The sequence below is a fragment of the Ewingella sp. S1.OA.A_B6 genome, from assembly GCF_049889095.1.
Classification (GTDB): domain Bacteria; phylum Pseudomonadota; class Gammaproteobacteria; order Enterobacterales; family Enterobacteriaceae; genus Ewingella.
Genome location: NZ_JBLJFK010000001.1, coordinates 1537212 through 1563744, shown reverse-complemented (window position 1 = coordinate 1563744; position 26533 = coordinate 1537212). Strand labels below are relative to the sequence as shown.

General features: G+C 49.8%; 23 protein-coding genes, 1 tRNA gene and 2 pseudogenes. 18 read left to right on the top strand and 8 right to left on the bottom strand.

Going from position 1 to position 26533, the window contains the following annotated elements; genetic code table 11:
- Positions 1 to 118: 118 nt before the first annotated feature.
- From lsrA to lsrG, 6 genes are read left to right on the top strand one after another with little or no spacing between them, the layout of a single operon-like run.
- Positions 119 to 1663, top strand: a complete 1545-nt coding sequence (lsrA, locus tag ACMV8I_RS07425) for an autoinducer 2 ABC transporter ATP-binding protein LsrA (RefSeq protein ID WP_498864524.1) — start codon at positions 119 to 121, stop codon at positions 1661 to 1663.
- Positions 1657 to 2718, top strand: a complete 1062-nt coding sequence (gene lsrC / locus ACMV8I_RS07420; RefSeq protein WP_498864523.1) for an autoinducer 2 ABC transporter permease LsrC — start codon at positions 1657 to 1659, stop codon at positions 2716 to 2718. Before lsrA ends, lsrC begins: the two co-directional genes overlap by 7 nt.
- Positions 2718 to 3740 (top strand): autoinducer 2 ABC transporter permease LsrD, encoded by a 1023-nt coding sequence (lsrD, locus tag ACMV8I_RS07415; protein ID WP_498864522.1) that lies wholly within the window; start codon positions 2718 to 2720, stop codon positions 3738 to 3740. The genes lsrC and lsrD overlap by 1 nt, the downstream gene beginning before the upstream one ends.
- Positions 3741 to 3753: 13 nt before the next feature.
- Complete coding sequence (gene lsrB, locus ACMV8I_RS07410) at positions 3754 to 4770, top strand: autoinducer 2 ABC transporter substrate-binding protein LsrB (protein WP_498864521.1); 1017 nt, start codon at positions 3754 to 3756, stop codon at positions 4768 to 4770.
- 29 nt (positions 4771 to 4799) lie between these two features.
- The gene (gene lsrF / locus ACMV8I_RS07405; RefSeq protein WP_498864520.1) at positions 4800 to 5675 is read left to right on the top strand and encodes a 3-hydroxy-5-phosphonooxypentane-2,4-dione thiolase; all 876 of its coding nucleotides are present in this window, start codon (positions 4800 to 4802) and stop codon (positions 5673 to 5675) included.
- 3 nt (positions 5676 to 5678) lie between these two features.
- Positions 5679 to 5969, top strand: a complete 291-nt coding sequence (lsrG, locus tag ACMV8I_RS07400) for a (4S)-4-hydroxy-5-phosphonooxypentane-2,3-dione isomerase (protein WP_498864519.1) — start codon at positions 5679 to 5681, stop codon at positions 5967 to 5969.
- 121 nt (positions 5970 to 6090) lie between these two features.
- On the opposite strand, the gene ACMV8I_RS07395 is transcribed toward lsrG, so the two are convergent.
- The 4 genes from ACMV8I_RS07395 to ACMV8I_RS07380 form a co-directional block, all read right to left on the bottom strand.
- On the bottom strand, positions 6091 to 8205 hold the full coding sequence (locus tag ACMV8I_RS07395; RefSeq protein WP_498864518.1) for a hypothetical protein: 2115 nt from the start codon (positions 8203 to 8205) through the stop codon (positions 6091 to 6093).
- A gap of 6 nt (positions 8206 to 8211) precedes the next feature.
- A complete protein-coding gene (locus tag ACMV8I_RS07390) occupies positions 8212 to 10197 on the bottom strand; it encodes a S6 family peptidase (RefSeq protein WP_498864517.1) in 1986 nt (661 codons plus the stop codon).
- Positions 10198 to 10999: 802 nt separating this feature from the next.
- Positions 11000 to 12013, bottom strand: coding sequence for a substrate-binding domain-containing protein (locus tag ACMV8I_RS07385; protein ID WP_498864516.1), 1014 nt, complete (start codon positions 12011 to 12013; stop codon positions 11000 to 11002).
- Positions 12014 to 12022: 9 nt separating this feature from the next.
- Positions 12023 to 13630, bottom strand: coding sequence for a methyl-accepting chemotaxis protein (locus ACMV8I_RS07380; RefSeq protein ID WP_498864515.1), 1608 nt, complete (start codon positions 13628 to 13630; stop codon positions 12023 to 12025).
- A gap of 468 nt (positions 13631 to 14098) precedes the next feature.
- Here ACMV8I_RS07380 and ACMV8I_RS07375 point away from each other — a divergent pair, with 468 nt between their 5' ends.
- Positions 14099 to 15511, top strand: coding sequence for an EmmdR/YeeO family multidrug/toxin efflux MATE transporter (locus tag ACMV8I_RS07375; RefSeq protein WP_498864514.1), 1413 nt, complete (start codon positions 14099 to 14101; stop codon positions 15509 to 15511).
- Positions 15512 to 15621: 110 nt separating this feature from the next.
- Positions 15622 to 15723, top strand: a pseudogene (locus ACMV8I_RS07370) (peptidoglycan-binding protein LysM); the annotation flags it as partial.
- Positions 15724 to 15945: 222 nt separating this feature from the next.
- On the opposite strand, the gene ACMV8I_RS07365 reads toward ACMV8I_RS07370, so the two are convergent.
- Positions 15946 to 16203, bottom strand: a complete 258-nt coding sequence (locus tag ACMV8I_RS07365; protein ID WP_498864513.1) for a hypothetical protein — start codon at positions 16201 to 16203, stop codon at positions 15946 to 15948.
- A 524-nt stretch (positions 16204 to 16727) separates the two neighbouring features.
- Here ACMV8I_RS07365 and cbpA point away from each other — a divergent pair.
- Both cbpA and cbpM read left to right on the top strand, forming a co-directional pair.
- Entirely contained in the window at positions 16728 to 17678 is a 951-nt protein-coding gene (cbpA, locus tag ACMV8I_RS07360; protein WP_498864512.1) for a curved DNA-binding protein, read from the top strand.
- A 6-nt stretch (positions 17679 to 17684) separates the two neighbouring features.
- Complete coding sequence (gene cbpM / locus ACMV8I_RS07355) at positions 17685 to 17990, top strand: chaperone modulator CbpM (protein WP_498864511.1); 306 nt, start codon at positions 17685 to 17687, stop codon at positions 17988 to 17990.
- A 128-nt stretch (positions 17991 to 18118) separates the two neighbouring features.
- On the opposite strand, the pseudogene ACMV8I_RS07350 reads toward cbpM, so the two are convergent.
- Positions 18119 to 18766, bottom strand: a pseudogene (locus tag ACMV8I_RS07350) (LysR substrate-binding domain-containing protein); the annotation flags it as partial.
- 292 nt (positions 18767 to 19058) lie between these two features.
- Here ACMV8I_RS07350 and ACMV8I_RS07345 point away from each other — a divergent pair.
- From ACMV8I_RS07345 to ACMV8I_RS07320, 6 genes are all read left to right on the top strand, one after another.
- Complete coding sequence (locus ACMV8I_RS07345; RefSeq protein WP_498864510.1) at positions 19059 to 19349, top strand: DUF1330 domain-containing protein; 291 nt, start codon at positions 19059 to 19061, stop codon at positions 19347 to 19349.
- Positions 19350 to 20070: 721 nt separating this feature from the next.
- A complete protein-coding gene (locus tag ACMV8I_RS07340) occupies positions 20071 to 20853 on the top strand; it encodes an alpha/beta fold hydrolase (protein ID WP_498864509.1) in 783 nt (260 codons plus the stop codon).
- Positions 20854 to 20962: 109 nt separating this feature from the next.
- Positions 20963 to 21544 (top strand): peptidylprolyl isomerase, encoded by a 582-nt coding sequence (locus ACMV8I_RS07335; RefSeq protein WP_498864508.1) that lies wholly within the window; start codon positions 20963 to 20965, stop codon positions 21542 to 21544.
- Between the two features lie 27 nt (positions 21545 to 21571).
- Positions 21572 to 21898: a hypothetical protein gene (locus ACMV8I_RS07330; protein ID WP_498864507.1), complete on the top strand. Its 327-nt coding sequence runs from the start codon at positions 21572 to 21574 to the stop codon at positions 21896 to 21898.
- A 10-nt stretch (positions 21899 to 21908) separates the two neighbouring features.
- Positions 21909 to 22745 (top strand): MBL fold metallo-hydrolase, encoded by an 837-nt coding sequence (locus ACMV8I_RS07325; RefSeq protein ID WP_498864506.1) that lies wholly within the window; start codon positions 21909 to 21911, stop codon positions 22743 to 22745.
- Between the two features lie 192 nt (positions 22746 to 22937).
- Complete coding sequence (locus ACMV8I_RS07320; RefSeq protein ID WP_498864505.1) at positions 22938 to 23171, top strand: hypothetical protein; 234 nt, start codon at positions 22938 to 22940, stop codon at positions 23169 to 23171.
- A 114-nt stretch (positions 23172 to 23285) separates the two neighbouring features.
- Here the strand turns inward: ACMV8I_RS07320 and ACMV8I_RS07315 are convergent, their stop codons facing one another.
- Positions 23286 to 24173, bottom strand: coding sequence for a LysR family transcriptional regulator (locus ACMV8I_RS07315; protein ID WP_498864504.1), 888 nt, complete (start codon positions 24171 to 24173; stop codon positions 23286 to 23288).
- A gap of 467 nt (positions 24174 to 24640) precedes the next feature.
- Here ACMV8I_RS07315 and ACMV8I_RS07310 point away from each other — a divergent pair, with 467 nt between their 5' ends.
- Positions 24641 to 24895, top strand: coding sequence for an MmgE/PrpD family protein (locus ACMV8I_RS07310; protein ID WP_498864503.1), 255 nt, complete (start codon positions 24641 to 24643; stop codon positions 24893 to 24895).
- Positions 24896 to 24907: 12 nt separating this feature from the next.
- Entirely contained in the window at positions 24908 to 26290 is a 1383-nt protein-coding gene (locus ACMV8I_RS07305) for a DHA2 family efflux MFS transporter permease subunit (protein ID WP_498864502.1), read from the top strand.
- Positions 26291 to 26440: 150 nt separating this feature from the next.
- Here the strand turns inward: ACMV8I_RS07305 and ACMV8I_RS07300 are convergent.
- Positions 26441 to 26516 (bottom strand) — tRNA-Asn (locus tag ACMV8I_RS07300).
- Positions 26517 to 26533: the final 17 nt, after the last annotated feature.

Sequence of the window (26533 nt, the reverse complement as noted above, 5' to 3'; positions counted from 1 at the left end):
ATTAACCAAACTGTGATCGGCGCTGAAGTTTTATCTCATTTGCCATACTAGAGTTTTGAACAATATTAAATAATAAATACATTTGTTCATAAGGTGTGTTTTTCGTTGAGGATCATTTATGCCGCAATCACCTGATATCGCGCTATTACAGGTTTCCGGCGTCAGCAAAGATTTTTCTGGCGTGGCGGTGCTGAAGAATATCGATTTCACGCTGTATGCCGGTGAGGTACTGGCATTGCTGGGTGGTAACGGGGCCGGGAAATCTACCTTAATGAAGATCATCGCCGGGGTGGAAACCGCTGACAGCGGCAATCTGTGGCTGAACGGTGGATGGCAGACTGAAATGACCCCAGCAAAAGCGCATCAGGCGGGGATCTATCTGGTGCCGCAGGAACCGATGCTGTTCCCGAGCCTGACGGTGAAAGAGAACATTCTGTTTCGGCTGCCTGCCCATCAGGCTTATGGCGAGAAGCTACAGCAGAAGCTGGAACAGCTGGGTTGTGCGCTGCCGCTTAGTGCGTTGGCGGGCACGCTGGAAGTAGCTGATCAACAACTGGTCGAGATTTTACGCGGGCTGATGCGTGACGCACGCCTGCTGATCCTTGATGAGCCTACCGCTTCGCTGACGCCTGTGGAATCTTCCCGCTTGTTTACTCAGGTGCGCCAACTCACCGCCCAGGGCGTCGGCGTAGTATTCATCTCGCACAAATTGCCGGAAATCCGCCAGATAGCCGACAGGGTCAGCGTAATGCGTGACGGGAAGATAGTGCTGACAGGCAGGCTGGATGATATCGACAATGACCAGCTTATTTGTGCCATTACCCCGCAAACGGCAGTCGCTGCGATTTCTGCGGAACAACAACTGTGGCTGGATTTGCCCGGTATGCGGCCTAAGACCTCATCGTCAGGGGCTGAGCCGATATTGAAGGTGGAAAATCTGACCGGAGAAGGCTTCATCAATATTTCATTTAGCGTCAATGCCGGAGAGATTGTCGGGCTGGCGGGTGTGGTGGGAGCAGGGCGCACTGAGCTGGCAGAAACCCTTTACGGCCTGAGATCTGCCCGCGAGGGCAAAGTCTGGCTGGTCGGCAAAGATATCTCCGGGCAGCGGACTGCTGAGCGGTTGGCGTCCGGGCTGGTGTACCTGCCGGAAGACCGCCAGGCGTCGGGCCTCTATCTCGATGCACCGCTGGCATGGAATACCAATTCACTGACTTTTAACCGCCGGGGATGGTGGCTCAATCCTAAACGTGAAGCGGCCATTCTCGAGCGCTATCACCGCGCGCTGGGTATCAAATATTCCGATGGCGAACAGCCTGCTCGCACGCTCTCCGGCGGTAATCAGCAAAAGTTGCTGATCGCCAAATGTCTGGAAGCGGCACCGGTGCTATTGATTGTCGATGAGCCGACGCGAGGAGTGGATGTGTCGGCACGTGCCGACATCTATCAGCTATTACAAAGTGTGGTGAAACAGCCGGTGGCGGTACTGCTGATCTCTTCCGACTTGGATGAGATCGAAGGGCTGGCCGACCGGGTTTTTGTCATGCACCAGGGAGAGATGAGCGGTGAACTGCGCGGGGACGCTATTAACGTCAACGGCATTATGCACATCGCGTTTGGCAATGCACATCAACCCACGTCTGCCGGAGAATCATTATGCTGAAACTGATTCAGAGCAATCGTGAACTGACCGCTTTGCTGGCAATCGTCGGGTTGTTTGGCCTGCTCGGTGCACTGGACAGTCAGTCGTTCAGCTTCCAGACGTTAGGCATGATTTTCGGCAGTGCGCAGATTCTGATGCTGCTGGCAATGGGGGCCGCAGTGGTCATGCTGACCCGCAATATTGACGTGTCAGTCGGCTCCATCACCGGCTTGTGCGCAGTGTCGCTCGGCATTTTGCTCAACAGTGGGATGAGTTTGCTGCTGGCCTGTCTGGCGACATTAGGCATCGGCATTGCCGCCGGACTGTTCAATGGTGTGCTGGTGGCCTGGCTGCGTATTCCGGCCATTGTTGCCACCCTTGGCACTTTAGGGCTCTATCGCGGCCTGATGTTATTACTTACTGGCGGTAAATGGATCGAAGGTTTGCCTGCCAATCTCAAAGTTCTCTCTTCACCGACGTTCCTTGGCATTTCGCCGCTCGGCGGGCTGGTGATTATTCTGCTGCTGGTGATGTTCTGGCTGCTTTCTCGCACCACGTTGGGCCGCAGTTTCTATGCGGTGGGCGACAACCTACAGGGTGCGCGCCAGCTCGGCGTGCCGGTCAACCGCATCCGTATTCTGGCCTTCGGTATTAATGGCGCGATGGCGGCGTTGGCCGGAATGGTATTTGCCTCGCAAATCGGTTTCGTCCCTAACCAGACCGGCAGCGGGCTGGAGATGAAAGCGATTGCCGCTTGTGTATTAGGCGGGATCAGCCTGCTTGGCGGCACCGGCAGCATTATTGGCGCGGTACTTGGGGCTTATTTTCTCACTCAAATCGATAGCGTATTAGTGCTGCTGCGGCTTCCCGCCTGGTGGAATGACTTTATTGCAGGATTGGTATTGCTGGCGGTGTTGGTGTTTGACGGACGGTTGCGTCAGGCGCTGGATAAGAATCTGCGGCGGCAAAAGTACGCCCGTTTTCAGCCCAAAGCCGTGCCGAAAAAATCCAGTTTCACGTCAGGCACTTCGCGTCCGTCGCGGCGGATGAACGCCAATAAAGAGGAGGTGCTGTGATGAGCATTTTAAGGAACTATGGTTGGGAGGCCGCGCTGTCAGGTTTATTAATCGCCGAGATCTTGCTGTTCGGCCTGGCTAACACGCGCATGTTGGATGCCAATACATTGCTGTTTAGCACCAGTGATTTTATCACCATAGGCATCGTTGCCTTACCGTTGACGATGGTAATTGTCAGTGGTGGTATTGATATCTCTTTCGGCTCCACCATTGGTTTGTGCGCAATAGCGCTGGGTGTGCTGTGTCAGGCGGGTGTGCCGTTACCGTTAGCGATTGGCCTGACTCTGGCGCTCGGTGCGGCCTGCGGTCTGCTGAACGCCGCGTTGATCCTCTACACCGGCGTTAACCCGCTGGTGATCACTCTGGGTACGCTCTATCTGTTTGGCGGCAGCGCCTTACTGCTTTCCGGGCTGGTCGGTGCTACCGGTTTTGAGGGTATCGGTGATTTCCCGCCTGCCTTCACCGATTTTGCTAATAAAGTGGTGTTTGGCCTACCGATGCCGCTGTTGATCTTCCTGTTGGCGACGCTGTTTTTCTGGACGCTGATGCACCGTACCCGCACCGGTCGCAACGTATTTCTCATTGGGCAAAATTCCCGTGTGGCACGCTATGGTGCACTGCCGGTTAGTCGCACGTTGTTCGCACTGTATGGCATGACGGGCCTGGCTTCGGCGATCGCTGCCATCGTCATGACGTCCTATTTTGGCTCGGCGCGCTCCGACCTTGGTGTCTACTTATTGATGCCTGCGATCACCGCAGTGGTACTCGGTGGTGCCAACATCTACGGCGGTGCTGGCTCGGTATTGGGCACTGCGCTGGCGACCTTATTGATCGGTTACTTACAACAGGGGTTACAGATGGTCGGTATCTCCAGTCAGGTCTCCAGCGCGCTGTCTGGTGCGTTGTTGATCCTGGTGGTGATTGGCCGCTCTGCCAGCCTCAATCGTGGCCTGATCCGCAGTGTTTTCCAGCGCTATCGCCGCCGCTGGTCTGTGTCTTCTCCTTCCCTGACGTCTAAATAAATTGGAGTGAATGATGAAAACAGCACCGTGGAAAAAACTTGTCGCCGTTAGCGCACTGGCTTTAGTTTGTGCAGGCGCGCAGGCGGCAGACCGTATTGCGTTTATCCCTAAACTTGTCGGTGTCGGCTACTTCACCAGCGGCGGCAATGGCGCGAAGGTGGCAGGCAAAGAATTAGGCATTGATGTGACCTACGACGGCCCGACAGAACCCAGCGTGTCGGGGCAGGTACAGATGATCAACAACTTCGTCAATCAGGGCTACGGCGCGATTGTGGTGGCGGCCGTGTCACCGGATGGCCTCTGCCCGGCACTGAAGCGTGCGATGCAGCGCGGGGTAAAAATCCTCACCTGGGACTCAGACACTAAACCTGAATGCCGTTCGATTTATATCGATCAAGGAACCCCGCAGCAGTTGGGGTCGATGCTGGTGGATATGACGGCCAGCCAGGTCAAAAAAGAGAAAGCCAAGGTGGCCTTTTTCTACTCCAGCCCGACGGTAACCGACCAGAATCAGTGGGTTAAAGAGGCCAAAGCTAAGATTGCCAAAGAGCATCCGGGCTGGGAAATCGTCACCACGCAGTATGGCTATAACGACGCTACCAAATCACTGCAAACTGCCGAAGGCATCATGAAATCCTGGGGCGATCTCGACGCCATTATCGCGCCGGATGCCAATGCATTACCGGCAGCGGCACAGGCTGCGGAAAATCTCGGACGTAAAAATGTTGCCATCGTCGGCTTCAGCACGCCAAACGTAATGCGCCCTTATGTCGAACGCGGCACGGTAAAACAGTTTGGTCTGTGGGACGTGGTGGCGCAGGGCAAAATTTCGGTTTACGTCGCTAATCAGTTGCTGAAAAAAGGTGACATGAACGTCGGCGATAAGCTCGATGTTCCAAAAATCGGATCAGTGGAAGTGTCACCAAACAGTGTGCAAGGCTACCAGTACGAAGCGAAAGGTAACGGCATTGTGCTGCTGCCGGAACGGGTGATATTCACTAAAGACAACATCGGCAAGTACGACTTTTAACTTCAATGTCAACGCGGGGAGAAAGAGAGATGGCTGATTTAGACGACATCAAAGACGGTAAGAATTTCGGCATCGGTACGCCGCAGACCAACAGCGCTTTCTTCCTCAAAGGTAGCGGGGCGCTGGACTGGGGTATGCAGTCGCGTTTGGCGCGGATCTTCAACCCGGCCTCCGGGCGCACTGTGATGTTGGCTTTCGATCACGGCTATTTTCAGGGGCCGACTACCGGCCTTGAGCGTATCGACATCAATATCGCGCCGCTGTTTGCCCATACCGACGTGCTGATGTGTACGCGCGGTATTTTGCGCAGCGTCGTGCCGCCTGCGGTGAATAAGCCGGTGGTGCTGCGGGCTTCCGGTGGTAATTCGATTCTGGCGGAGCTGTCGAATGAAACGGTGGCCGTGGCCATTGAAGACGCGTTACGTCTCAATGTCGCGGCGATGGCGGCGCAGGTGTATATCGGCAGTGAGCATGAGCATCAGTCGATCAAAAACATTATTCAGCTGGTCGATCAGGGCATGCGCTACGGTATGCCAACTATGGCGGTGACCGGCGTCGGTAAAGATATGGTGCGGGATCAGCGTTACTTCTCGCTCGCGACGCGCATTGCCGCTGAAATGGGCGCGCAGATCATCAAAACCTATTATGTCGATAGCGGTTTTGAGCGCGTCGCAGCAGGCTGTCCGGTGCCGATCGTTATCGCCGGAGGTAAGAAGCTGCCGGAGCGTGACGCGCTGGAAATGTGCTTCCGGGCGATCGATCAGGGTGCCTCCGGTGTGGATATGGGGCGAAATATCTTCCAGTCGGAATCGCCTATTGCCATGCTCAGGGCTGTGCATGCCGTGGTGCATGACAACGCTCGTGCTGACCACGCTTATGAACTGTTTCTTAACGAAAAGGGGTGAATCATGGAAGTGACACTGGTTGAGATTAATGTCCGTCAGGACAAAGTTGAAGCGTTTCTGGCGGTGTTTTACGCTAATCATTTAGGTGCGATTAAAGAACCGGGGAACCTAAGGTTTGATGTATTACAAGATGAACAGGTGCCGACAAGATTTTATATCTATGAAGCTTATGTTGATGACGCGGCCGTCGCGGCGCATAAAAAAACGCAGCATTATCTCAAATGTGTTGAAGCGCTGGAGGGGATCATGACAGGACCAAGAAAGAAGACCCAATTTAAGGCGGTATATCCTTAAAAGGGTCTACGGTTAATCCAACACCTGTGCTTCCTCAGGCTGCAACACGGGCAATAACTGTTCGGGTAATGTGCGCAATATTGTGCGAAACAGTATATCCGCACATTACCCTGAGTCAGGATCAGAAGTGGAGATTGATTCCACCCGCGAACAGCCAGTCATTAGCCCCTTCTTGCTGCAATTTTCGTTGGTGGCGTATCTGCGTCGTGAGCGCGATATTCTCACTCAGTTCCAGCTTAGCTTCGGTTTTGATATTCAGGTTGTCACCGCCATTGCCGGTGCGGAAAGTATCGCTTTGCTGATCATCACCGATCGTCACTTTCCCTTGCCCTGATGGGCGCATAGCGAGGTTAACATCGGTGCCCAGGCGCAAGGTGCCCAGTCGATTTACCGGCAGTGTATAATCATATGCCAGCCCGCCAACCCAGGCTTCCCGGCGTTGTTGCTGATAATTGATCCGCGTATCATCGACATCGGTGAAGCTTTTAACGTGCATCTGCTGATGGCGATAACCTGCATAAGGGCGGAGACGATGTGCGCCGAAATGCAGGTTTTTTCCGCCTTCAATCTCCGCGAAGGTCTGCTTAACATTGGGTGAGGCGACCTTGCCGCGCAGGTTAGTGGTTATGTCGCCTTTCGACCAGCCGTAACCGGACAGCAGGTTAAGGTAATAATCCTCATAGTGCCAGGACACCATCAGATTCACCGCGTTGGAATTGAAACTCCCCTGACTGTCACCATCGACAGCGTAAGGCGTAAAGGTTGTATCGCCTTTAGAAAAAGCACCGCTCACGCTCAGAGATTGTACATCATCCTGCCACGAGGCCAGATTGGCGCCCATCATCCAGCCTTTATAGCGACTTTTGTAGTTGTAGCCGTATTGCATAAAATCATTGCCGGACTGATAGTTTTCTTCACCACGATAGCCAAACAGGAAGAAGCTTGAATGGCCCTCCAGTGAGGCATCCAGTGCACTTTCTTTAAACAGCATGGTGCGCTGCTCTTCGGCGCGGAATAATGCCGAAGGTAAAGAGATATAGCTGGGAACCTGAGGCGTTACTGCGCGACGTACCGGTTTGTCAGGCTGTGGCGGGCTGACTGCCGGCGTTTCCTCGATGGCGGCTTCCTCATTAACTCCAGGCGTCTCTTCTTCAGCCGCTGCCGGCGCTTCATCAGGCACGACGGCTGGCGCTTCGTCAGGCACGACGGCTGGCGCTTCGTCAGGCACAACGGCTGGCGCTTCGTCAGGCACGACGGCGGGCGCTTCATCAGGCACGACGGCTGGCGCTTCGTCAGGCACGACGGCTGGCGCTTCGTCAGGCACAACGGCTGGCGCTTCGTCAGGCACGACGGCGGGTGTTTCATCAGGCACGACGGCGGGCGCTTCGTCAGGCACGACGGCGGGTGTTTCATCAGGCACGACGGCGGGCGCTTCATCAGGCACGACGGCGGGCGCTTCGTCAGGCACGACGGCTGGCGCTTCGTCAGGCACGACGGCTGGCGCTTCGTCAGGCACGACGGCTGGCGTTTCGTCAGGCACGACGGCTGGCGCTTCGTCAGGCACGACGGCTGGTGTTTCATCAGGCACGACGGCGGGTGTTTCGTCAGGCACGACGGCTGGCGCTGAATTGTCTCCTTCAGATAACATGGTGTTTTGCAGACGATAATCCCAGTACTGATCGCCTGTGCCGCTAACGTCACGCTCACTCTCAGCCGATTTACCCGGCGCAAATGCATACAGGCCGTAGGCCCATGCACCACGTGCAACATAGTTGCCAGCCAGCGCGAAGCTGTCTTTAGTTGATTGACCGCCCACCTGAATGATCGAGACACCTTCGGTGTTATCAGCGATGCTGTTTTGATTGATATCGCTGTCTGTCCACGGGCTTTGGCTGCTAACGCTGACCAGTATTGGCTGGTCACCAATGACGTCGCCATCGACTAACAATTTATCCGTCGCAGTGCGGCTGAAGTTACTGTTCAGGGCCACATTAACCGTGCCGGTATTGTAGAGGGAGCCTACGCGCAGCGTCGCGTATTCGGCCGTATTGGCGAACAAAGCACCCGGATAAATTGTTGACTGATCCGCAGCATAAAGATCCTGCAATGTGCCACTTCCCGCGAGGACAGTGCCTGAGGCCATCTTTACCGTTGAGCTGACATTGCCATTTAGCGCCAGCGTGCCTGCCTGTAGCTCTGTCTCCCCGGTGGTGGTGATATCACCATCAACCTGCAAGGTGCCTTAACCCGTTTTGATCAGTTGGCCGCTGCCACTGACATCGGCGGCGATCATTGAGGACAGGTCTGCTACGGTGCTGTCTCGTTGGGCAATATCCGCTTTTAGCAGACTGTTTATCCCGTTCAGCACCACGTTGCCGGACAGCGCGGCATGGGCGTACAGATTGAGGATGGCATCCTCATCTACGGTGGTATCCGCACTCAGTTCAGCATGATCGCTTACTGTCAGTGTTGCCCCCGTTAGCACTTTTGCCGTATCGGCAAGGTAGGAGTGAAAACTCCAGTCGTCGGTGTATAACACATTGCCAGCATGTAAGGTTTGCTCACCGGAGAGAACCAGCTCACCCCGTTTAACGTTAAGATCCTGCACATCCGCTCCGCCAGACAACGTAGCGCGATACGCGCTGTCAGAAGCGTCATACGACAGGTTGAGTTTGCCGCTATCCTGTTCGCCGATGTGGCCCAGGAAGTTGAAATCATTGCCATAGAGAGTAATGGACGATGTCTGGGCCATATTGCGGTTAACCAGCGTCGCACCATTATCATTATGATTGATTTCCTTGAAACTCAAGTGGGTACCGTTAAGATCCAGCGTGCCTCCGCGGTAGCCGAACTGAATGTTTTTAGTCGCCATCTGGTCTTTATCACTCATGACCACCACAGGGCGTCCGCTGACCAACGTGACGGTAGAAAAAGCCTGCTTTGCGCCGTTTTCATCCGCTTGTTGATCCAGAATGACCGTGCCGTCGCCGACATTTAAGCTGCCCCCGTTCACCCCGGCAGCATTGATATGTAACGTACCTTCCCCAATTTTATGCAGGGCATCGCCAGCCAGTCCATTGACCTGCCACAGTACGGTCTTGTCTGCATCGACGCCGACGCCGCCGCCGACCCAGGTGTTATTCTGACCCTCAGCAGAGGTCACCTGATAGTCATTTGAGAATTGCAACTTTGCTGCGCCGTGGTTGATGGATTGATCCAACACGATAGTTCCACCCTCACCGTTAAAACGCAGATCTTTGGTTGCATCCAGCTCATCGTTTGTCGCATTGGCGGGTAATATTGTATCCACGCCATGCCATGCCCAGCTCTTCTCTCCCTGGGTAATCGCGTCCTTATTCCAGGAAATAAGACCGTCAGTGCGCGTGTCAGTAACATCCGGATCGGTATTGACAGCTATAACCTCAGAAACAAAGTTATCCTGAATGAATAAGTTATACGTCCGCAGGTTATACGGAGCCGTGCCTGAAACGGAGGTGGTAACACCAACTAACTTCCAGTTTTTTTCATAATTATCATAAACAAACAACGGACTTCCGCTATCTCCACCTTGAGCTGCGCTATCAAATATCTGCACATTTGGGTCATCAGGGCTGTAGTTATACCAACGCAGCCGCCAGTTCTCAAAAGTCGGATTAGTCATCATTCCGCCGCTTTTCCAGCTAAAAGCGGGCGCAACCTGCATCAGTTCCTGCGTTTCTGCATTAACCTGCCGTTGCGTACCGGCTCCGGCACGTGCGTACCAGGTATAACGGTCTGGATTCGCAGCTAATTGAGTACCAACCACCGAGGGGACAGGTGATGCTTCGGTGACCACTTTATTCAGACGTGGCATATGAAAGTCACGTGCAGAATAGTCGTTACGATTAATTAATTTATAAGATGTTTTGTATTTAGCATTATTGCCGAAATCAACGGATTTATAACCCCCATTATGTTTTACGCTTACCAGATAAGAAGGAGAATATAAAGCGGCATAACCTCCTGATACGATGGATCCGAAGTCGGGCATCGGGAAAGCTAGCGTACCGGCAGAAGTCCCGTCAGTTTTGAAAACCTCGATATTTTCTTCACCAACGTGATATTTCCCAAGATTTTCGGCGAAATCACGATAGTCCTGAACCGAGACGTCTTCGCGCATAATGCCAGCAATCAGGGAGGTAGAAGTAAAAAAACCACAACAAAATACGGCAAGATACTTGATCTTCATTTAAGTCCCTTTAATTTTATAAACATAAAACAATAACTATTAACAATCTGTTAATGTTTATGGAATCCTCTTCCAAGAGGGTATTATTTACCATGAAAATGATTGTTTGTCATCTGTCAGGATATTCATACTTGGTTTTACTCAGGATTATTTTAATAAAAGATAGGTTTCGTTTAATAAAATAGAGTTGGGAATAATAGTGCCCTGAGTGACTAATAGAGTGGCGGGCATGAATCCCGGATAGGAATAATCCAATGAGCAATCTTGCGTGTGTTGGTTTTTTAACTGAAATGAGGGTAGGCTTACCCCACCAGCATGCGTAGAAGTCGTCGGGATAACGGAGATGAATTTGTGTTGTCAGGGTATTGCCATGCAGGGTTTTTATATTGATGGTGCCAGTCAATACTTTTTAAGTTGGTTAAAATTACCCGCTATCAATAGATCAATGTTATTTAGGCTTTGGGGATTATATAATAATTCTTTCTGGTTTTTTCATGATGAGTGAAAATTACTTATGTGAAGTGTTTTTTATAGGTAAGTGAGGTTTTATTTTCTTGGTATTTTCTGTTAACGGTTATGGAAAAAAGCTTAGTGCTTTAATGCATCGCGGTGGGTGTCATTTTATTCTCAACGAAGACAGTTAATTCAATATCTGATGAGGTGAGGGGACTTTGATTAGAATAACCAGGGCTGTGAATAAATTTTTGGTCTCTGAGCTCGTTGAGATAGAAATCATTGAACTCAGGACCTTATTTTTTAAAAACATCAATGCCAGGTGCCAAATCTACAACTTATGTGCAGATTATTTGGCACCAAAACAGGCATTAAGCCCTGCCTGGGTATCTTTGCTTGGCAGACCAGGCATTGCTTTATCGGCAATAAGTGTGACACCGGTGTCAACATACCCAGAAACTTTTTTACCGTGTTTGGCGTAGGCTACTGCTGCATCAACACCCATAGCAGCCATTGTGAGGGGATATTGTTGTGCCGTAGCGGCAATCTTTCCTTCGCGAACGTTGTTAACACCCGCACATCCGCCATCAACCGACACAATCATGGCATTTTTTTCTTTACCCGCTTCCTGCAATGCTTTGTAAGCACCAGCAGCCGCCGGTTCGTTTATGGTATAGACAAGATTAATATCAGGATGCGCTTTCAGGCAGCTTGCCATGACGTCGTGCCCTTGTTTTTCTGCACCCTCCGTAAAGCCAGAGCATAAGATTTCGGTTGCGGCAGACAATTCACTGGAATCTGCGCCCACGGCTTGTAGTCCCAGGCCTTTCATAAAGCCATTATGGCGCCTCGCACCTACCAAATGCCCTGCTGATAAATCCAACATAACTATTTTTAAGGGTTGTCCTGGAAACCTTAACGGCATCGCTGCCTGAGCATATTGGCCAATCAATTCGCCCGCTTTATAATTGTCTGTTGCGAAGAGTGCATCGACCGCACTGATGGGATCAGTCGGTGAATCGAGAGCAATGATCTGTACACCTTTTGCCCGTGCCTCATCTAGCGCGGGTACAATGGCTTTAGCATCGCTGGGAGTGATAAGCAGGGTGGTTGCGCCAGCCGAAACCATGGATTGGATAGCAGCTATCTGCGAAGGGTAATCGTTATCTTCTTTACCTGCGGCGGTGAGCAGTTTCACACCATGTACTGTAGCGCCAAGCATGGCACCTTCTTTCATTTTCAAAAAGAAGGGGTTAGTGTCTGTTTTAGTAATCAGACCAATGATAATGCTCTCGTTGCTACCGGCTAACGCTGCTGAACTCAACATTGCTGTCGCCATGGCAAAAGCGTAGAAAATTTTCATTTCAATACCTTAGCGGATCGCCGTTGCTGTGACGTTGATATTTCCCGCGCGTGAAATATCAAACGCAGAAATACCTTCCAATAATATATAAGCCTGTTGTTTCAGGCTGTCGGCCGCCGCCGCACTTTGCTCAACCAGCGCGGCGTTTTGTTGCGTTGCTTCGTCCATATGCACAACGGCTTTGTTAACCTGATCAATGCCCGTGTGCTGTTCGCTTGAGGCCAGAGTAATCTCAGCCATCAGATTGTTGACACCTTTAACAGCATTAACCACTTCCTGCATGGTGCTGCCCGCTTCATCAACTAACTTAGAACCTATATTTATTCGCTCGACTGACTCGCCAATCAGGCTTTTAATTTCCTTTGCGGCTGTCGCGCTGCGTTGTGCCAGGGTGCGCACTTCGCCCGCAACCACGGCAAAACCGCGGCCTTGCTCACCGGCCCGCGCAGCTTCAACGGCGGCATTAAGCGCCAAAATGTTAGTCTGAAAAGCGATACCTTCAATGACATTAATGATCTGAGTCACTTTGCCGGAGCTACCGGCAATTTCATGCATTGTGTTAACGACGCGCTCGACCACGCTGCCGCCACGCTGTGCTACCTGTGATGCATTAGTGGCCATCAAATTACCTTGATGCGCATTGTCAGCGTTGTGTTTAACCGTGGCGGTCAACTGCTCCATACTTGCAGATGTCTGCTCGAGTGAAGAGGCCTGCGCTTCTGTACGGCGGCTCAAATCTTCATTGCCCAGACTAATTTCGGTTGAAGCGCTCACGATACTCTCAGCAGAGTTAGCCACCTGGTTGATTAGCTGGTGCAGTTTTTCCTGCAACTGTCCAATCGCTGCCAGCACACTATTTTGTGGCGCGTTGTTTGCGCCTTTAACCTGACTGAGGTCGCCCCCGGCAATACGCTGTACGACTTGACCTAACACAACCGGCTCTTCTCCCAAAGCGCGGAACAGAGAACGGATAATAATCCCGCCCAAGATAACCGCCATAGTCAGAGCCACTAAGCTGATAATGATGAAAATGAGTCGGGTTTGCTGATAAGCACCTTGTGCTGTATTCAGACTTTCTTTGGCGCGTGCGGTACTGTATTTGAGATACTCATTGGCTGTGTTAAGTAAAAGAGTCACCTGAGGTCGCAATTCACGGTTCATCCGGTCGATCGCTTCCGCTTTCTTTTCGTCAAGGGCCAAATCTACGATGTGTTTGGCGACAGGTCGATATCCTGCTTCAGCATGAGTAATTGCTGCCACAAATTGCTGATCCTGATCGGTAACGTCAGAATGCTGTTTGATGGCTGCTTGCAGTTGGGCCAGTGCGGCGGCTGTTTTCTCTTCAGCGACTGCAACTTGTTTTTTGCCTGCTTCTATATCAGCAGCCTCGCTGACCAATACCAGCCCATAAATACTCAGTGAGCTGTCTTTTACACCACTCAGGATTAAATTTACCGCAGACTCCCGTGCAGAGACTTGCTGCACGTGCGTCTTGAATCTGTTGTTGGATTTGCTAAGGGAATCAATAGAAAGCAGGACGACAGCAAGGACAATAGCAACTAAAACGCCGAACCCCAGAGTCAGTTGGGTTCGCACGGTGGTATTTTTAAAATGCATAGATTTTAACTCCCTGAAATTGTCATTTAAAAGGCAGTCCGGCTACCTTGAGGTAATTACGTAATTAATTGTTTCTAATGCATTTTAATTCACACATTTCTCTTTGTGTAAATGGCATAAAAATTGACTAAGAGATAACTCGAGTGGGTGTTGGTGATGGATAAAATCACCCATTAGGTTATCGGCCCTTCAGAGCGAAAACTTGATAGCCAGGCGTTAGTCTCTGTTCGATTGTTAGTAAAGTGTGATGGGGTAAGTTGTCGCGGAGCCAGTAAATCGCTCGAAGGGAACTTGTATCAGAATGTGTAGCCCGCACAACGATGAGGTCAGTGCGGCTGTGGTCTGAGGTAAAACCCGTCTGTTTTCCCCCGTACTTTCCGTTTTTTTGCGTGAAAAGACTTTGCAAAACAGGCGTGTTTTTACCATTCTTAGTTCAGGTCTTTGTCCGTCCTCAAAGCTGGAACAATATTGCAAAACATCAAAGTCTCTGTGCAGCATGCGCTGGAACGCACTAAGTGGTATCACAAACGGCGTTCCTACCGTGTGCTGTTCTGGCGTGAAATTACCCCTCTGGCCATACCGATATTTTTCGAGAATATGTGTGTATTGCTAATGGGCGTCCTCAGTACTTTTCTGGTCAGTTGGCTGGGCAAGGAAGCGATGGCGGGCGTGGGGCTGGCAGACAGTTTCAATATGGTGATCATCGCTTTCTTTGCGGCGATCGACCTTGGGACTACGGTGGTGGTGGCCTTCAGCCTGGGTAAGCTTAATCGTAAACGCGCCCGCTCTGCCGCCCGTCAGTCTCTGGTACTGATGACCGGTTTTGCATTTCTGCTGGCGCTCGGCATCGAGTTTGCCGGGACGCACATTATTGACTTGATTGCTGGCAGCGCCGAACCTCAGGTCAAAGCCCTGGCCCTCAACTATCTCACCATTACCGCCTGGAGTTACCCGGCAGCGGCCATCGCACTCATCGGTTGTGGTGCATTGCGCGGGGCTGGCAATACCAAAATCCCGATGCTGATCAACGGCGGCATGAACATCCTCAACATTATGATCAGCAGCGTGCTAATTTATGGCTGTTTTGGCTGGGGCGGCCTCGGTTTCAGCGGGGCCGGACTGGGGTTGACTATCGCTCGTTATATCGGTGCCGCACTGGTCATTTATGTCCTGATGATTGGCTTTAACCCGGCACTGCGCATTCCGCTTAAAAGTTATTTTAAACCGCTCAATACCGGTGTTCTGATGGAAGTGCTGAGTATTGGCGTGCCTGCCAGTATTGAATCGGTGCTGTTTAACAGCGGCAAGTTGCTCACTCAGGTTTTCGTGGCTGGAATGGGGACTGACGTTATTGCCGGCAACTTCATTGCGGCGTCTATCGCCTCGATGATTAACCTGCCGGGTAACGCACTCGGTTCGACCTCAACCATTATTGTCGGTACGCGGTTAGGCAAAGGACAAATGGTACAGGCGGAACATCAGCTCAAGCATATATTTTGGCTGTCGACTATCGGCTTGTGTGCACTTTCGCTCCTGTCGGTGCCGCTGGCTGGCGTTTTGGCGTCGTTTTACACCAAAGAGGATGACGTGATTCACGTGGTGAAAGTGCTGGTGTGGCTCAACGCCGCATTTATGCCTTTCTGGGCGGCGTCATGGGTTCTTCCCGCCGGGCTAAAAGGGGCGCGCGATGCACGCTTCACGATGTGGGTGTCACTACTGAGTATGTGGGGTGGTCGTATCGTCGCAGGCTATACGTTAGGCGTGGTGCTGGGCTTTGGTGTTGTCGGGATCTGGCTCGGCATGTGCCTGGATTGGCTGATCCGCGGTGCCTTTTTCTACTGGCGACTGGCGAGCGGGAAGTGGTTGTGGAAATACCGTTAACCTGAGGGAGACGGATTAGCAGACTCTGTTGAAGGGAATTCCGCAAGGTCTGCTGACCGCAGGGAGGTGATGCGTTGTTGAAACCTTCATAGTAGCCAATAGCCGTGTAGGGTAACGCCAATCTTTATAACAAGATTTTTGAGTCAAATAAATCTATGCTCACCCGCTCGGATAAAATTTATCCTGGCCAGATGTTGCGTATTCCTCAGTAAAGCGCTCGCTGAATATATTCCCGCCACGAATACCCAAAATTCTTGAGTGAACTGCGGTGCTGACTTATTTCAACACCATTTGTTATTTGTAGAATACATTTTACAACGCTTGTACTTATTTACCCTTGATCAATTTTCCGGCCAGTATTTGTATGCCGGTAATATACCGGCCTGTCCTTCTTTGGCAGAATTATTGAGGGTAAGCGTTTATTGTTTGGCCAGTTAAGCGGAAGTCTTTTCGCTGCCGCTAAAAAAGCCTTCTACAATCGAACCAAAAGTGTTGCCAACAAAGCTACCAATCTGCTTGCCGATAAAGCCGGTGATATTTGATACCACGGAGGAAATAATCGGAACGGGTATCAGACGACCAAGTGCACTGCCGATAAATTCGCCCACGTGACTCCCTAACCAACCACTGGTATCACGGAAAAAACCTGCGCCGCTTACATGTTCAACTTCCTGTATTGTCAGTTCTCTCATTATCAATCTCCTTATAATAAACGAAATGTTTTGTAATATATTTTGAGGGAATGCACAACAATCCTGCGGTTGTTTGTTTTTTAATACCCAATTCATTGATTTAAATCAATGATTTTTCCGTATTATATAGGATGTTTATTATTAGTTTTCAGCCCTCAGTCGGTATTCTTCTGGCGTTAGGCTATTCAGTGACTCATGGGGGGCGTTTGCTATTGAATAAATCACTGATTGTCGCCAGGAATGTGGTGATCTGATCTTGATTACAGCCAAACGTTCGATTTATTAAACAAAGCCGACAGGATTATCTGCTTGGCGGGGCTGAAAAAATCGGGAATATAAATAAATAGATTTTATCTCAGTCTGATGGGGATATCCTATATTTAATATAGCCGTCATTTTTCAACCTGCAGGTGTGTTGGCCGCCTTCATGACTCAGCCCATCTATAGGGCTCGGCTCTGTTTGTCGTCATCCTGCACCTTGAAATCTATTGTGTATAACACATTGAATTTAAGGATATTACTGCATGGAATTTAAAGACTACTATGTCGTCATGGGCCTCGAGCCCACGGCTTCCCTAAAAGAGATAAAAACAGCCTATCGCAGGCTGGCACGTAAGTACCACCCGGATGTTAGTTCTGAAATTGATGCTGAAAGTAAGTTTAAGGAAGTTGCCGAGGCTTACGAAGTATTAAAAAATACTGAAAAGCGAGCTGAATACGATGAATTAAGATCACACCGTAATGACCCACGATTTGGTCGACAACAGGCGGCTTACGATACCGATGGTCAACAGTGGCGCAGTCGTACGGACAGTGGCACGCATGACTTCTCAGACTTTTTCGAATCTTACTTTGGTCATCGTAGTTCTTCAGATCAACGCTCATCTCATCGAGCAGGTCAAGGGGGGCACGGGCAGGATCTTGAGATGGAACTCCCCATCTTTTTAGAGGAAACGTTAACTGAACAGACTCGTTCGATCTCTTACAAAATACCGACTATTGATCCCTCTGGCTTCCCTGGCGCTGAGACGTCTAAGTCACTCAACGTAAAAATACCTGCAGGCGTAGGCGATGGCGAACGCATCCGTCTTAAAGGGCAGGGAGCGCCAGGTTTTGGTGGAGGAAGCAATGGCGATTTATTCCTGATTATTCGCATTGCGCCGCACCCGGTGTTTGATGTTGATGGCCAGAACTTACAAATAGTGCTGCCGTTAGCCCCATGGGAAGCGGCATTAGGTGCCAGTGTTGAGATACCGACACTGACGGGGAAAATTGCCTTATCTATCCCGGCGGGTAGCCAAAGTGGCCAGCGCTTGCGCATTAAAGGCAAAGGTCTGGTCAGTAAAAAGGGTGCTGGCGATTTGTACGCAATTCTTAAAGTGGTCATGCCACCAAAACCTGAGGAGAAAACGCGGGCGCTTTGGCAACAACTGTCAGAGCAGGCGGCATTTAATCCTCGGACTGGATGGGAGTAACAGATTATGACTGAAATAGAAATCACCTACACCGTGACTGAATTATGCCAGTCAACGGGGATCATGCAGGATGAATTAGTCGAGGTGGTCGGGCTGGGTGTGATTGTGCCCTTAGAGCGTGCCGACAGGGTTTGGATTTTTGATGCGAATGCATTAAACGGCCTTAAACGTGCCCGGCGTCTCCAAAATGAGCTGGATTTGGAGTGGTCTGGTGTCGCCATGACATTGACACTGCTTGAGAAAGTTGAGCAGCTAAAGAAAGAAAATGACCAATTGCGCAGGCAACTTGATCGTTTTCTTCAAACCTCTTAAAACGACCAACACGAGGGTGCTGCATCGAAAGCGCATCGGTATTTGATGGATAAAATCTGAACGGGCAGGGGCTACAAAGGAATGCGGCCTTGTTGGGGCGGGATCAGTCCAAAATAGATGCCTGCCTGTTAATCAAAATAGGGCTCCAGTACACCTTCAATCCAACTCATGAAGGCCCGGACGCGTCGTGACAGATTACGCCGATGGGCCACGACAAGTGACGCGGCCAGTGGCTCAGGACGCAGGTCGGGCAGTATTTCTACTAAAGCACCGCGTTCAATGTGGTGCGCAAGCGCCGAATATCCAGCCTGAATCAACCCAATCCCCGCAAGTCCGGCTTCATGATAGCTCTGCACACTATTGACTTGTATCGCACCCGGCAGCGGAAGCGACGTATAGCCATTGCCGTCTGGGTATTCCCATCCGGGAAGCCTGCTGCCGAATGTTCGCGTGTAGTGGACCATCAGATGTCCCTGACTGCGAAGGTCGTCGATCGTGTGCGGTATGCCGAAATGTGCCAGATAGTCCGGGCTTGCCGCATTGATCATGCGCAGTTGACCCAGCGGTCGTGCAATCAGAGTCTCGTCGACAACCGGACCCAAACGGATGACGCAGTCGAACCCTTCCTGAACAAGATCGACTCGGCGATCGGTACAGGAAAGCTCCAGCTCCAGTTCCGGATGTGCCGCCATCAGCCGGGGAAGTGCTGGGATCACGACGCTTTGTGCCAGCACGGTTGGCATATCGATGCGCAATCTACCCCGTAATGGTGCGCCGTTACCGCCGATATTTATTCCTTTGGTCAGTGTGAATGCATAGTTGGACAGGCGCTGAAAGACCTCGGAGTGGCGCGCAGCGAAATCGTGCTGGCGACGAAAACAGCCGGTGTGATAGGAGCGAAACCGGATGGATGATCGCGCAGCAGGATGCGAGCCGACGGCCTTTTTCTTTAAAGTCCGCCGCGTCAAAATAAACTTGATAAGTTCACACCCGTATCGTCAACGCGGAGCGTTTATTAGCATCTGCTTCGGTTGTAATGAAAACCACCACTACAGAAGAGAGAAAGAAATGCCAAAAGGTTATCTAATCGCACACGTCAGCATATCTGACGACACTGCTTATGCCGAATATGCAAAAGCCGCAGGCAACGCAATGAAAAAGTTCAACCCTAAGATCATTGCATGGTCAGGACAGTATGAAAACCTCGAAGGCGAGGCTCACCAGCGTCATGTAATTTTTGAGTTTGATTCTTTCGCCGAGGCCAAACGTTTTTATGAGAGTCCTGAATATCAGGCCGCTAAGGTACTTCGCGCCGGTGCAGCGACCGGGACTTTTGTCCTTGTAGAGGGACATTCATAATTCTCAAGATGAAGTTGAGGGATATAAGTTCTTTTTTATATCAATGAGCACTATGTTGAATAAATCGAACTCCTGGCCGTAATCAGGAGCAGATCTCTCTTCTGGACGATATTGCGGTATCTCGCGGCAAAAAAAGACTCGAAGTCACTCACTGGAAAGTTTACAGCAAGGCGCTCATTAATCACGTCAGAGCTACCTTACGGGATGAACGGCCAGCCGGCAGTGGGCACGGTTGCCTGTCGGGTAATGACAGTCGGACTACAAAATTACTGGCTTAATTAAGCATGTAGCAGGGCGCTTCTTTTAAACAGTCGCGCCTTCCCGCGAACGGATACAGGCGAAACTTATATTGTTGCCGTTATAAATATTGTGGATAGTAGATAGAAGGGGATGATTGAGGTACCACTGAAAAACCAAAAGCCCGCTTAAGTTTCCTTAAGCGGGCTTTTCTAATTTGGCTCCTCTGACGGGGATCGCCTTTGCCATTAAATGGCTGATGTTTTATCCGTTTTGATGCGTGCCATATAAAATATAGATATGAGTGTCCCCCGATTAAGAGCCGCCTCGTATCTATAATTTCGATAGTGATATCGAAATTATCCATTAGAGCAAAGAGGAGAGTTGTTCTAATAATAGCAACGTCAGCATCGTTTTTAAGGTTGATCATCACAGCGAGAACACTTATTTCCATGAAACTGAAAAAAATAATATGGAGTATTAAATGTTTATTCGGCCACTTAAATTAACTCAGCACGTCGATGTGCAGGGTCCAGAAAATGCAACCACGGTGGTACTTCTTCATTCTTTGGGGACGGATTTGCACCTTTGGGATTTGCAAATGCCGCGTCTGAGTGAACGCTATCGCGTTGTTCGCCTGGATATCCGCGGGCATGGATTAAGCGCAGTCGACGCTCTGCGATTTTCAATGTCAGATTTGGCTGACGATGTCGTGGCGGCACTTGATCATCTTCAAATCAACGCGTTCTACGTTGCCGGGGTTTCAATCGGTGGAACAATAGCGCAATGGATTGGCTTCAAGATCCCCAAACGAGTACAGGGAATGATTATTGTTGATACTGCACTTGTGAATGCTGCCCCGCCTTCGCTCTGGCGAGCCAGGGCTGAAGATGTCTTTCACCACGGTGTAGAACATCTTGAGATGGGGATTTTAAGCAAATGGGTGACACCGAAATTTCTCGACTCACCCTACGCAGACGGTATGAAGCAGATGCTGCGTAGGACAACGGTTGGAGCCTTCGCGGGTTGCTCTTATGCCATCGCCGATACCGATTTGACCGATATGAATATTCCGGGGGTAAGGGCTGTGGTCGTGAGAGGGCGTGAGGATCAACTTACGCCCCCGGACTACGCGCAGCGTCTGGCTGAAAAACGAAATGCAGAATTGCATATCATACCCGGCGCTGCCCATTTACCGAATTTTGAGCAACCCGGTGCGCTCACTGATGAAATCATCTCGTTCATTGAGAAAAAGAATACACATTAGAAATCCGCAGCAGGAAGTCAGCCGCTGAAAGGGGCTCATGCGCGTTGTTAATGGGCAAATCTGGCATGGCAGACGATATAAGGTCTGATGCGTGATCGGAGTAAATCATATGAATCGTCGGTTGTTTATTGGCGGAAGCCTGGGTCTGTACGCAGGTACTGTAATGCTTCCTGCCGCGTTGAAAGGATTAATGAATCAAAGTGATCTCATCGAGATGGAACTGGAGAGTGGATCAGTGACCATCCGCTTATTTCCCGATTTGGCACCAGGACATGTTGAACGTATAAAATCGCTGGTGCAGGCCAAATTTTACGATGGCATGCCATTTAGCCGGGTCATAGAAGGTTTTATGGCACAAACGGGTGATCCGGTAAAAGAGACGGGTCTGGATTACAGGCGATTACCGACGCTGGCCGCAGAGTTTAATAGCCTGCCTTTCGAGCGCGGTACCGTCGGCATGGCCCGGTCACGACATCCACACAGTGCCAGCCATCAGTTTTTCATCATCTCGGCCAGAGCAGGCTATTTAGACCAAAATTATACGGCTTTTGGGAAAGTAACGCATGGCATCGACTTGATTGACCAACTCCGCCAGAGGGCTCCTGAAACGGGCTCGGTGGTTAATCCGGATGTCATTAAAAGCATGCGATTAGCTACTGTCAGAGCAGAAAAATATAACCCAACGGCTTAAATATAAATCTGAGGGAGTCGATATAAGATGCCCAGCATTACGCTCTATACGTCTGCAAGCCATCGGTTAGATGCAGATTCTTTTACGGAATTTTCAACTGCTTTAACCCGTCTCGCCAAAGAGATACTGAAAGCGAGAGAAAATAATATTCACATCAGCTACCTCACCGCAGAGATAGGTTTTGGCACGCCGATCTACTTCGAAGCAAAACTCCGGCAGGACGTTTTCCGAACGGTGTTCGTGTTGAATGAATTTATGCATCAGGTTGATTTATTAATTAAGGAGAAGACAGGAGTCACAGCGCGAATTCGCTGTTTCTCTTCTGAAGCGAGTCATATTTATGCAAAGAACTAAGGAACAGATTATGAATGCCAATTTTCCAACAAGAGATCTCGGCGATATAGAGGTCACAGCAGTAAGCGATGGATATTTGCAAGTCGGCTTCGCAATGCTTTCAAATGTTGATGAGCAAGAGTGCGAGGACATTCAACGCAGTGCGCAAGTCAATGAACTCAATGCGGTTCATATTAATACCTTCTTAGTACGCCGGAAGGGGAAAAATATTCTTATTGATAGCGGGGCTGGAGGTGTTAAAGGCTGGGGGGGCAGGCTGATTGCCAATCTCGCCAGGCTAGGTATACAACCTGACGAGATTGACGCTGTTCTTCTCACACACGCACATCCCGACCATATTGGTGGATTATTAAACGCAGAGGGTGAAGCTGTATTTTCTAATGCCGAATTGATTATAAATAGTGATGAGTTTAATTATCTGGAAGACGATGAAAACTTCGCAGCAGTCAGTGACCGGATAAAAGGTAATTTCCTGTTAGCGCGGAGTGTATTTAAAAGGTATCAGAAAAGTCTTCGTATGATCGATGAAGGCGAGGTATTTCCTGGTATTTTTGCCATCCCGCTGAAAGGCCACACGCCGGGTCATACAGGTTACCGGATTGAGGGCAAAACAGGCAGCCTTTTAATTTGGGGGGATATTGTTCATTTTCCCCATATTCAATTGCTAAAACCGGATGTTGCAATCGCCTTTGACTATGATCCTCAAATGGCGGCAGAGACACGTTCTCGCATGCTTGATGTGGTCAGCTCGGACAAAATCCTTGTCGGTGGCATGCATTTTGGCGAGCAAGGATTTGGTTATATTGAAAAACTTAAATCTGGATACGGGATCGTCGATATCGAATAGTTAAAAACTATAGGTAGAACTTTCTGCTCTGAAAATAATTTATTTCCTGACAGGCATCGCAACGGTTAATTATTGGAAATCTGTCAGGCCCTGCTACGTTGCTTTGTCGTATTGATTTTTTCCTGTGTAACATTGTCGCTATGCTACCGAATAAATTTTTCGGTATAAAATACTATCCTCAGGGGGAACGCAATGAATCCTGCAATAAACAGAGAAATAAGTATTGATGCTATTCATACTGACGTAAAAGAATTAGATGGGAGTCAGTCAACCACGACAGATAAATTACTCTCTCCGCCCAAACTTCCATCGCTTACCGGAAGCAGGTTCTGGGCAGCATTATTGGTTTTTTTATTTCATTCATCGCTACCCAGCGATCTGGCTCCCTTTTCAGACCCCACTATTCAGCATATTTACACTCTTTGAGGATCGGATTATTTAGATGGGAGGGCATACATCAGATGTATGCTCTCCAACTCTCTGCTTGATGAGTGGCTGTCAATAAAAATGGGGAACCTATGTGTGTTTGCTACCAATATCCTAATAACCGATATTGTGCAGTCGAGGATCCTGAAAAACTGAAGTCATTATACCTCTGAATTTAGTGCTATCCAGATAGGGTGAATCAGTACGATAAACAAGCTCTATCTTGAAGTCATTGAACTGGCCACAGAGTTCATGAATTTTTATCTTATTTTGAACCTCACCACTGATCGAACAACGTAATACTAACGATACGCCTTTACCGGCAGCAATGCTGGAGAACAGCACGGGATAGGATCCACATTCAACAACTCGCTTAGGCGTGATATGGCCTTCATTAAAGAGAACATTATAGTTGCGGGTCGTACTAGCACATTTTTTACTGCTGAGTAAAAAAACTTCGCCATCCAGACTGGAGATATCTTTAATTGTTGGGTAATCTTTCTCTGTAATAATAACCAGTTCGCTAGTGAGCAGTATAGAACGTGCATGTTGCGTGTTTGAAAACCCCGCGCCGATTATTATCGCGTCAAATTCATTTTGGTCAAATGATTTGAGCAAACTTATTGTATTTCCAATCGAAATATCTATATCCCACCCCAAATCATGACCTAAGTCGATCAGTGAGCTAACGATATAGGGGGGTAAACACTCGATTATGCCAATACGTATATTCAGTTGGCTATTTTTGGAGTGGGAAATGTTGTTTTTACAATCATCCGCAAGGTTCAATATTTTAAGGGCGTAGTCATAAAGTATCTGGCCTTGTGCAGTAAGTGAGCACCCATCGGTTTTTCGATCTAATAGGGTGACATCCAGGTTATTCTCCAGACTCCTGATTCGGTGGGAAATACTCGATTGCACTCGATTAAGACGCTCGGCAGCCTGGGTTATGTTTCCTGTCTCCACGACTGTCACGAACGCAAGAAGTTCACTTAGCTTCATTTGAGACCTCATGCTAAAAAGTAGCTCACCGTCACAACAATTATTTATATTCTGTATTATTAATTTTGTCACTATATTTAACCTCGCCTCTGGGAGACGGGTTCGAGCACTGCGTGACCCTCTCAGGGGCGTATCAGTATTATTATCCTTCAAAAAGATATTAATCCTGAATTGCCCGCTTTTAGCAACAGACTCTGCTTATATCCCGACCCTGTAATTCATGATCTTTTCCCCGATCTGCCATCATCCTCAATAGGAATATTGTTAGGGCATCAATATTTTCGATGAGCGCCTCAATTTTATTCGCTGGTCTTTTATTGTCATGACAATTACGATTTTACAAGTGAGTGTTGATAGTAATCTCATATAAATCAATTGGTTGAATATTTATATTGTCTGCATGTATATATTACTGGGTCTCCATTAATTGTATTTTAGAAAATTCATTTTCGTTTATGGGATGAAATATGGCGCACGCAGAGTTTGGTAAGGTAATGGTTGAACTGGTTGACTATGCCTATGAGCAAGCAACTTTTGATAATGAGGCTTTACGCCTGGCGCGTTTTTGCCTGTTGGATTCGATAGGTTGCGCGATTGCCGCATCCACCGACCATGACTGTATGAGGCTGATGGACGGCGCTCAGTTCAGCAAGAGCCCCGAAGGTGTCCGCGTTGTCGGTACCGGGCTGAAAGCCTCTGTGCGTAACTCCAATTCACTATAGGATGTCCGCGATATGTCGTTGGTAAGCAGTAGTACCTTAGAACAAGGATTTGAGGCGCCCAGGCGCTATCTGGCGGCTGCCGCCATCTTGATTGGCGTTGTTATGGCGGCGCTGGACAGTTCCATCGTCAATATCTCCTTGCCCTCTATTGCCGCGGCTTTACGGGTAGATTCAGCCTCTGTCATCTGGGTGACCAACGGCTATCAGGTTGCCAGTGCTGCAGCGATGCTGATCTGTGCATCATTGGGTTCGAGGATAGGGGAGCGGCGCTTCTATACGGCGGGCATGGCGCTGTTTACGCTGGCATCGTTAGGTTGCAGCCTCTCCTCAACCTTCGGCATGCTGGTTGCCATGCGGGTACTTCAGGGGGTGAGTTATGCGGTCATGATCAGTGTCGGACTGGGTCTCTACCGGGTTATCTTTCCGCCGAATGCGCTGGGAACGATTTTAGGGCTAAATGCGCTGGCCTTTGCGGTGGGGACGGCCATCGGACCTGCGTTAGGTGGCCTGATCATCTCCTATCTCGACTGGCCCTGGTTGTTCTATATCAATATCCCGCTGGGTGCACTTGCCATTGTATTCTCGCTTATCTCGTTGGGCGTCGATACTGAGAGGGAAAAAGGTTTCGATTGGGGAGGGGCTGTTACCTCAGCAGCGGCCTTAGGTCTGATGGTCATTGCTGTCGATCAAATCGGGCGCTGGGACAGCCGCACACTCATACTTTGTGGCGTTGCTTCAGTGGTGCTGATCGCCATCTTCCTCAACGCGCAGACGCGTTCAAAGAACCCGTTGCTGCCTCTGGATATATTTCATTCCCGGCGATATTCCTTTGCGGTGATCTCTTCCGTCTCAATGTTTGTGGCTCAGGGGATGGCGCTGGTCGGTTTACCCTTTGTATTGCAGCACGCCTATCACTATTCTGTGTTGGAATCGGCGTTCATCTTTACACCGTGGCCGATTGCAGTTGCAATCTGTGCCCCGATTGCTGGCAGGCTGTCCAATCGTTTAAATCCTGCCCAGATATCGACTGTCGGCGTGGTGGTTTTCTGCCTGGGCTTAGGGTCTCTGGCTCTGCTGCCGGCAGCCGCGACGGTGAATGATTTTCTATGGCGTGTGGCGATTTGTGGGATTGGTTATGGATTATTCTTGCCGCCGAACAATAAAGAGATGTTTTCGAATGTAGCAGCGAATCGAACGGTAACGGCCTCGGGTGTATTGTCGACCGCCAGGACAGCAGGGCAATCCATTGGAGCGGCATTGGTTGCGATGGTTATTGCACTTTTGAACGGATTGACGGGCCACGCGGGCGCGCAGTTCGCCGTCTATGTATTTGGATTAGCCTGCTTTATATCAGCGCTATCGTCTCTTTCAAGTATGCTACGTCTGCATCGATAATATACCGGGTAGCCATTATGCTTCATGCCAGCAGTATTATTAATGCTGTCCTGCTGCGGGCGTGTATCGGTCCTCATTTAGTGGAAGACTTTTCAGAGAAGCAAAAAGCAAAAAGCCCGCTTAAGTTTCCTTAAGCGGGCTTTTCTAATTTGGCTCCTCTGACTGGACTCGAACCAGTGACATACGGATTAACAGTCCGCCGTTCTACCAACTGAACTACAGAGGAATTGTCTGACGGGGCGC

Bases quoted from the DNA above. Each gene is read 5' to 3' on its own strand.
- lsrA (WP_498864524.1), top strand. From the start codon at position 119: ATGCCGCAATCACCTGATATCGCGCTATTACAGGTTTCCGGCGTCAGC.
- lsrC (WP_498864523.1), top strand. From the start codon at position 1,657: ATGCTGAAACTGATTCAGAGCAATCGTGAACTGACCGCTTTGCTGGCA.
- lsrD (WP_498864522.1), top strand. From the start codon at position 2,718: ATGAGCATTTTAAGGAACTATGGTTGGGAGGCCGCGCTGTCAGGTTTA.
- lsrB (WP_498864521.1), top strand. From the start codon at position 3,754: ATGAAAACAGCACCGTGGAAAAAACTTGTCGCCGTTAGCGCACTGGCT.
- lsrF (WP_498864520.1), top strand. From the start codon at position 4,800: ATGGCTGATTTAGACGACATCAAAGACGGTAAGAATTTCGGCATCGGT.
- lsrG (WP_498864519.1), top strand. From the start codon at position 5,679: ATGGAAGTGACACTGGTTGAGATTAATGTCCGTCAGGACAAAGTTGAA.
- ACMV8I_RS07390 (WP_498864517.1), bottom strand. From the start codon at position 10,197: ATGAAGATCAAGTATCTTGCCGTATTTTGTTGTGGTTTTTTTACTTCT.
- ACMV8I_RS07385 (WP_498864516.1), bottom strand. From the start codon at position 12,013: ATGAAAATTTTCTACGCTTTTGCCATGGCGACAGCAATGTTGAGTTCA.
- ACMV8I_RS07380 (WP_498864515.1), bottom strand. From the start codon at position 13,630: ATGCATTTTAAAAATACCACCGTGCGAACCCAACTGACTCTGGGGTTC.
- ACMV8I_RS07365 (WP_498864513.1), bottom strand. From the start codon at position 16,203: ATGAGAGAACTGACAATACAGGAAGTTGAACATGTAAGCGGCGCAGGT.
- cbpA (WP_498864512.1), top strand. From the start codon at position 16,728: ATGGAATTTAAAGACTACTATGTCGTCATGGGCCTCGAGCCCACGGCT.
- cbpM (WP_498864511.1), top strand. From the start codon at position 17,685: ATGACTGAAATAGAAATCACCTACACCGTGACTGAATTATGCCAGTCA.
- ACMV8I_RS07345 (WP_498864510.1), top strand. From the start codon at position 19,059: ATGCCAAAAGGTTATCTAATCGCACACGTCAGCATATCTGACGACACT.
- ACMV8I_RS07340 (WP_498864509.1), top strand. From the start codon at position 20,071: ATGTTTATTCGGCCACTTAAATTAACTCAGCACGTCGATGTGCAGGGT.
- ACMV8I_RS07335 (WP_498864508.1), top strand. From the start codon at position 20,963: ATGAATCGTCGGTTGTTTATTGGCGGAAGCCTGGGTCTGTACGCAGGT.
- ACMV8I_RS07330 (WP_498864507.1), top strand. From the start codon at position 21,572: ATGCCCAGCATTACGCTCTATACGTCTGCAAGCCATCGGTTAGATGCA.
- ACMV8I_RS07325 (WP_498864506.1), top strand. From the start codon at position 21,909: ATGAATGCCAATTTTCCAACAAGAGATCTCGGCGATATAGAGGTCACA.
- ACMV8I_RS07320 (WP_498864505.1), top strand. From the start codon at position 22,938: ATGAATCCTGCAATAAACAGAGAAATAAGTATTGATGCTATTCATACT.
- ACMV8I_RS07315 (WP_498864504.1), bottom strand. From the start codon at position 24,173: ATGAAGCTAAGTGAACTTCTTGCGTTCGTGACAGTCGTGGAGACAGGA.
- ACMV8I_RS07310 (WP_498864503.1), top strand. From the start codon at position 24,641: ATGGCGCACGCAGAGTTTGGTAAGGTAATGGTTGAACTGGTTGACTAT.
- ACMV8I_RS07305 (WP_498864502.1), top strand. From the start codon at position 24,908: ATGTCGTTGGTAAGCAGTAGTACCTTAGAACAAGGATTTGAGGCGCCC.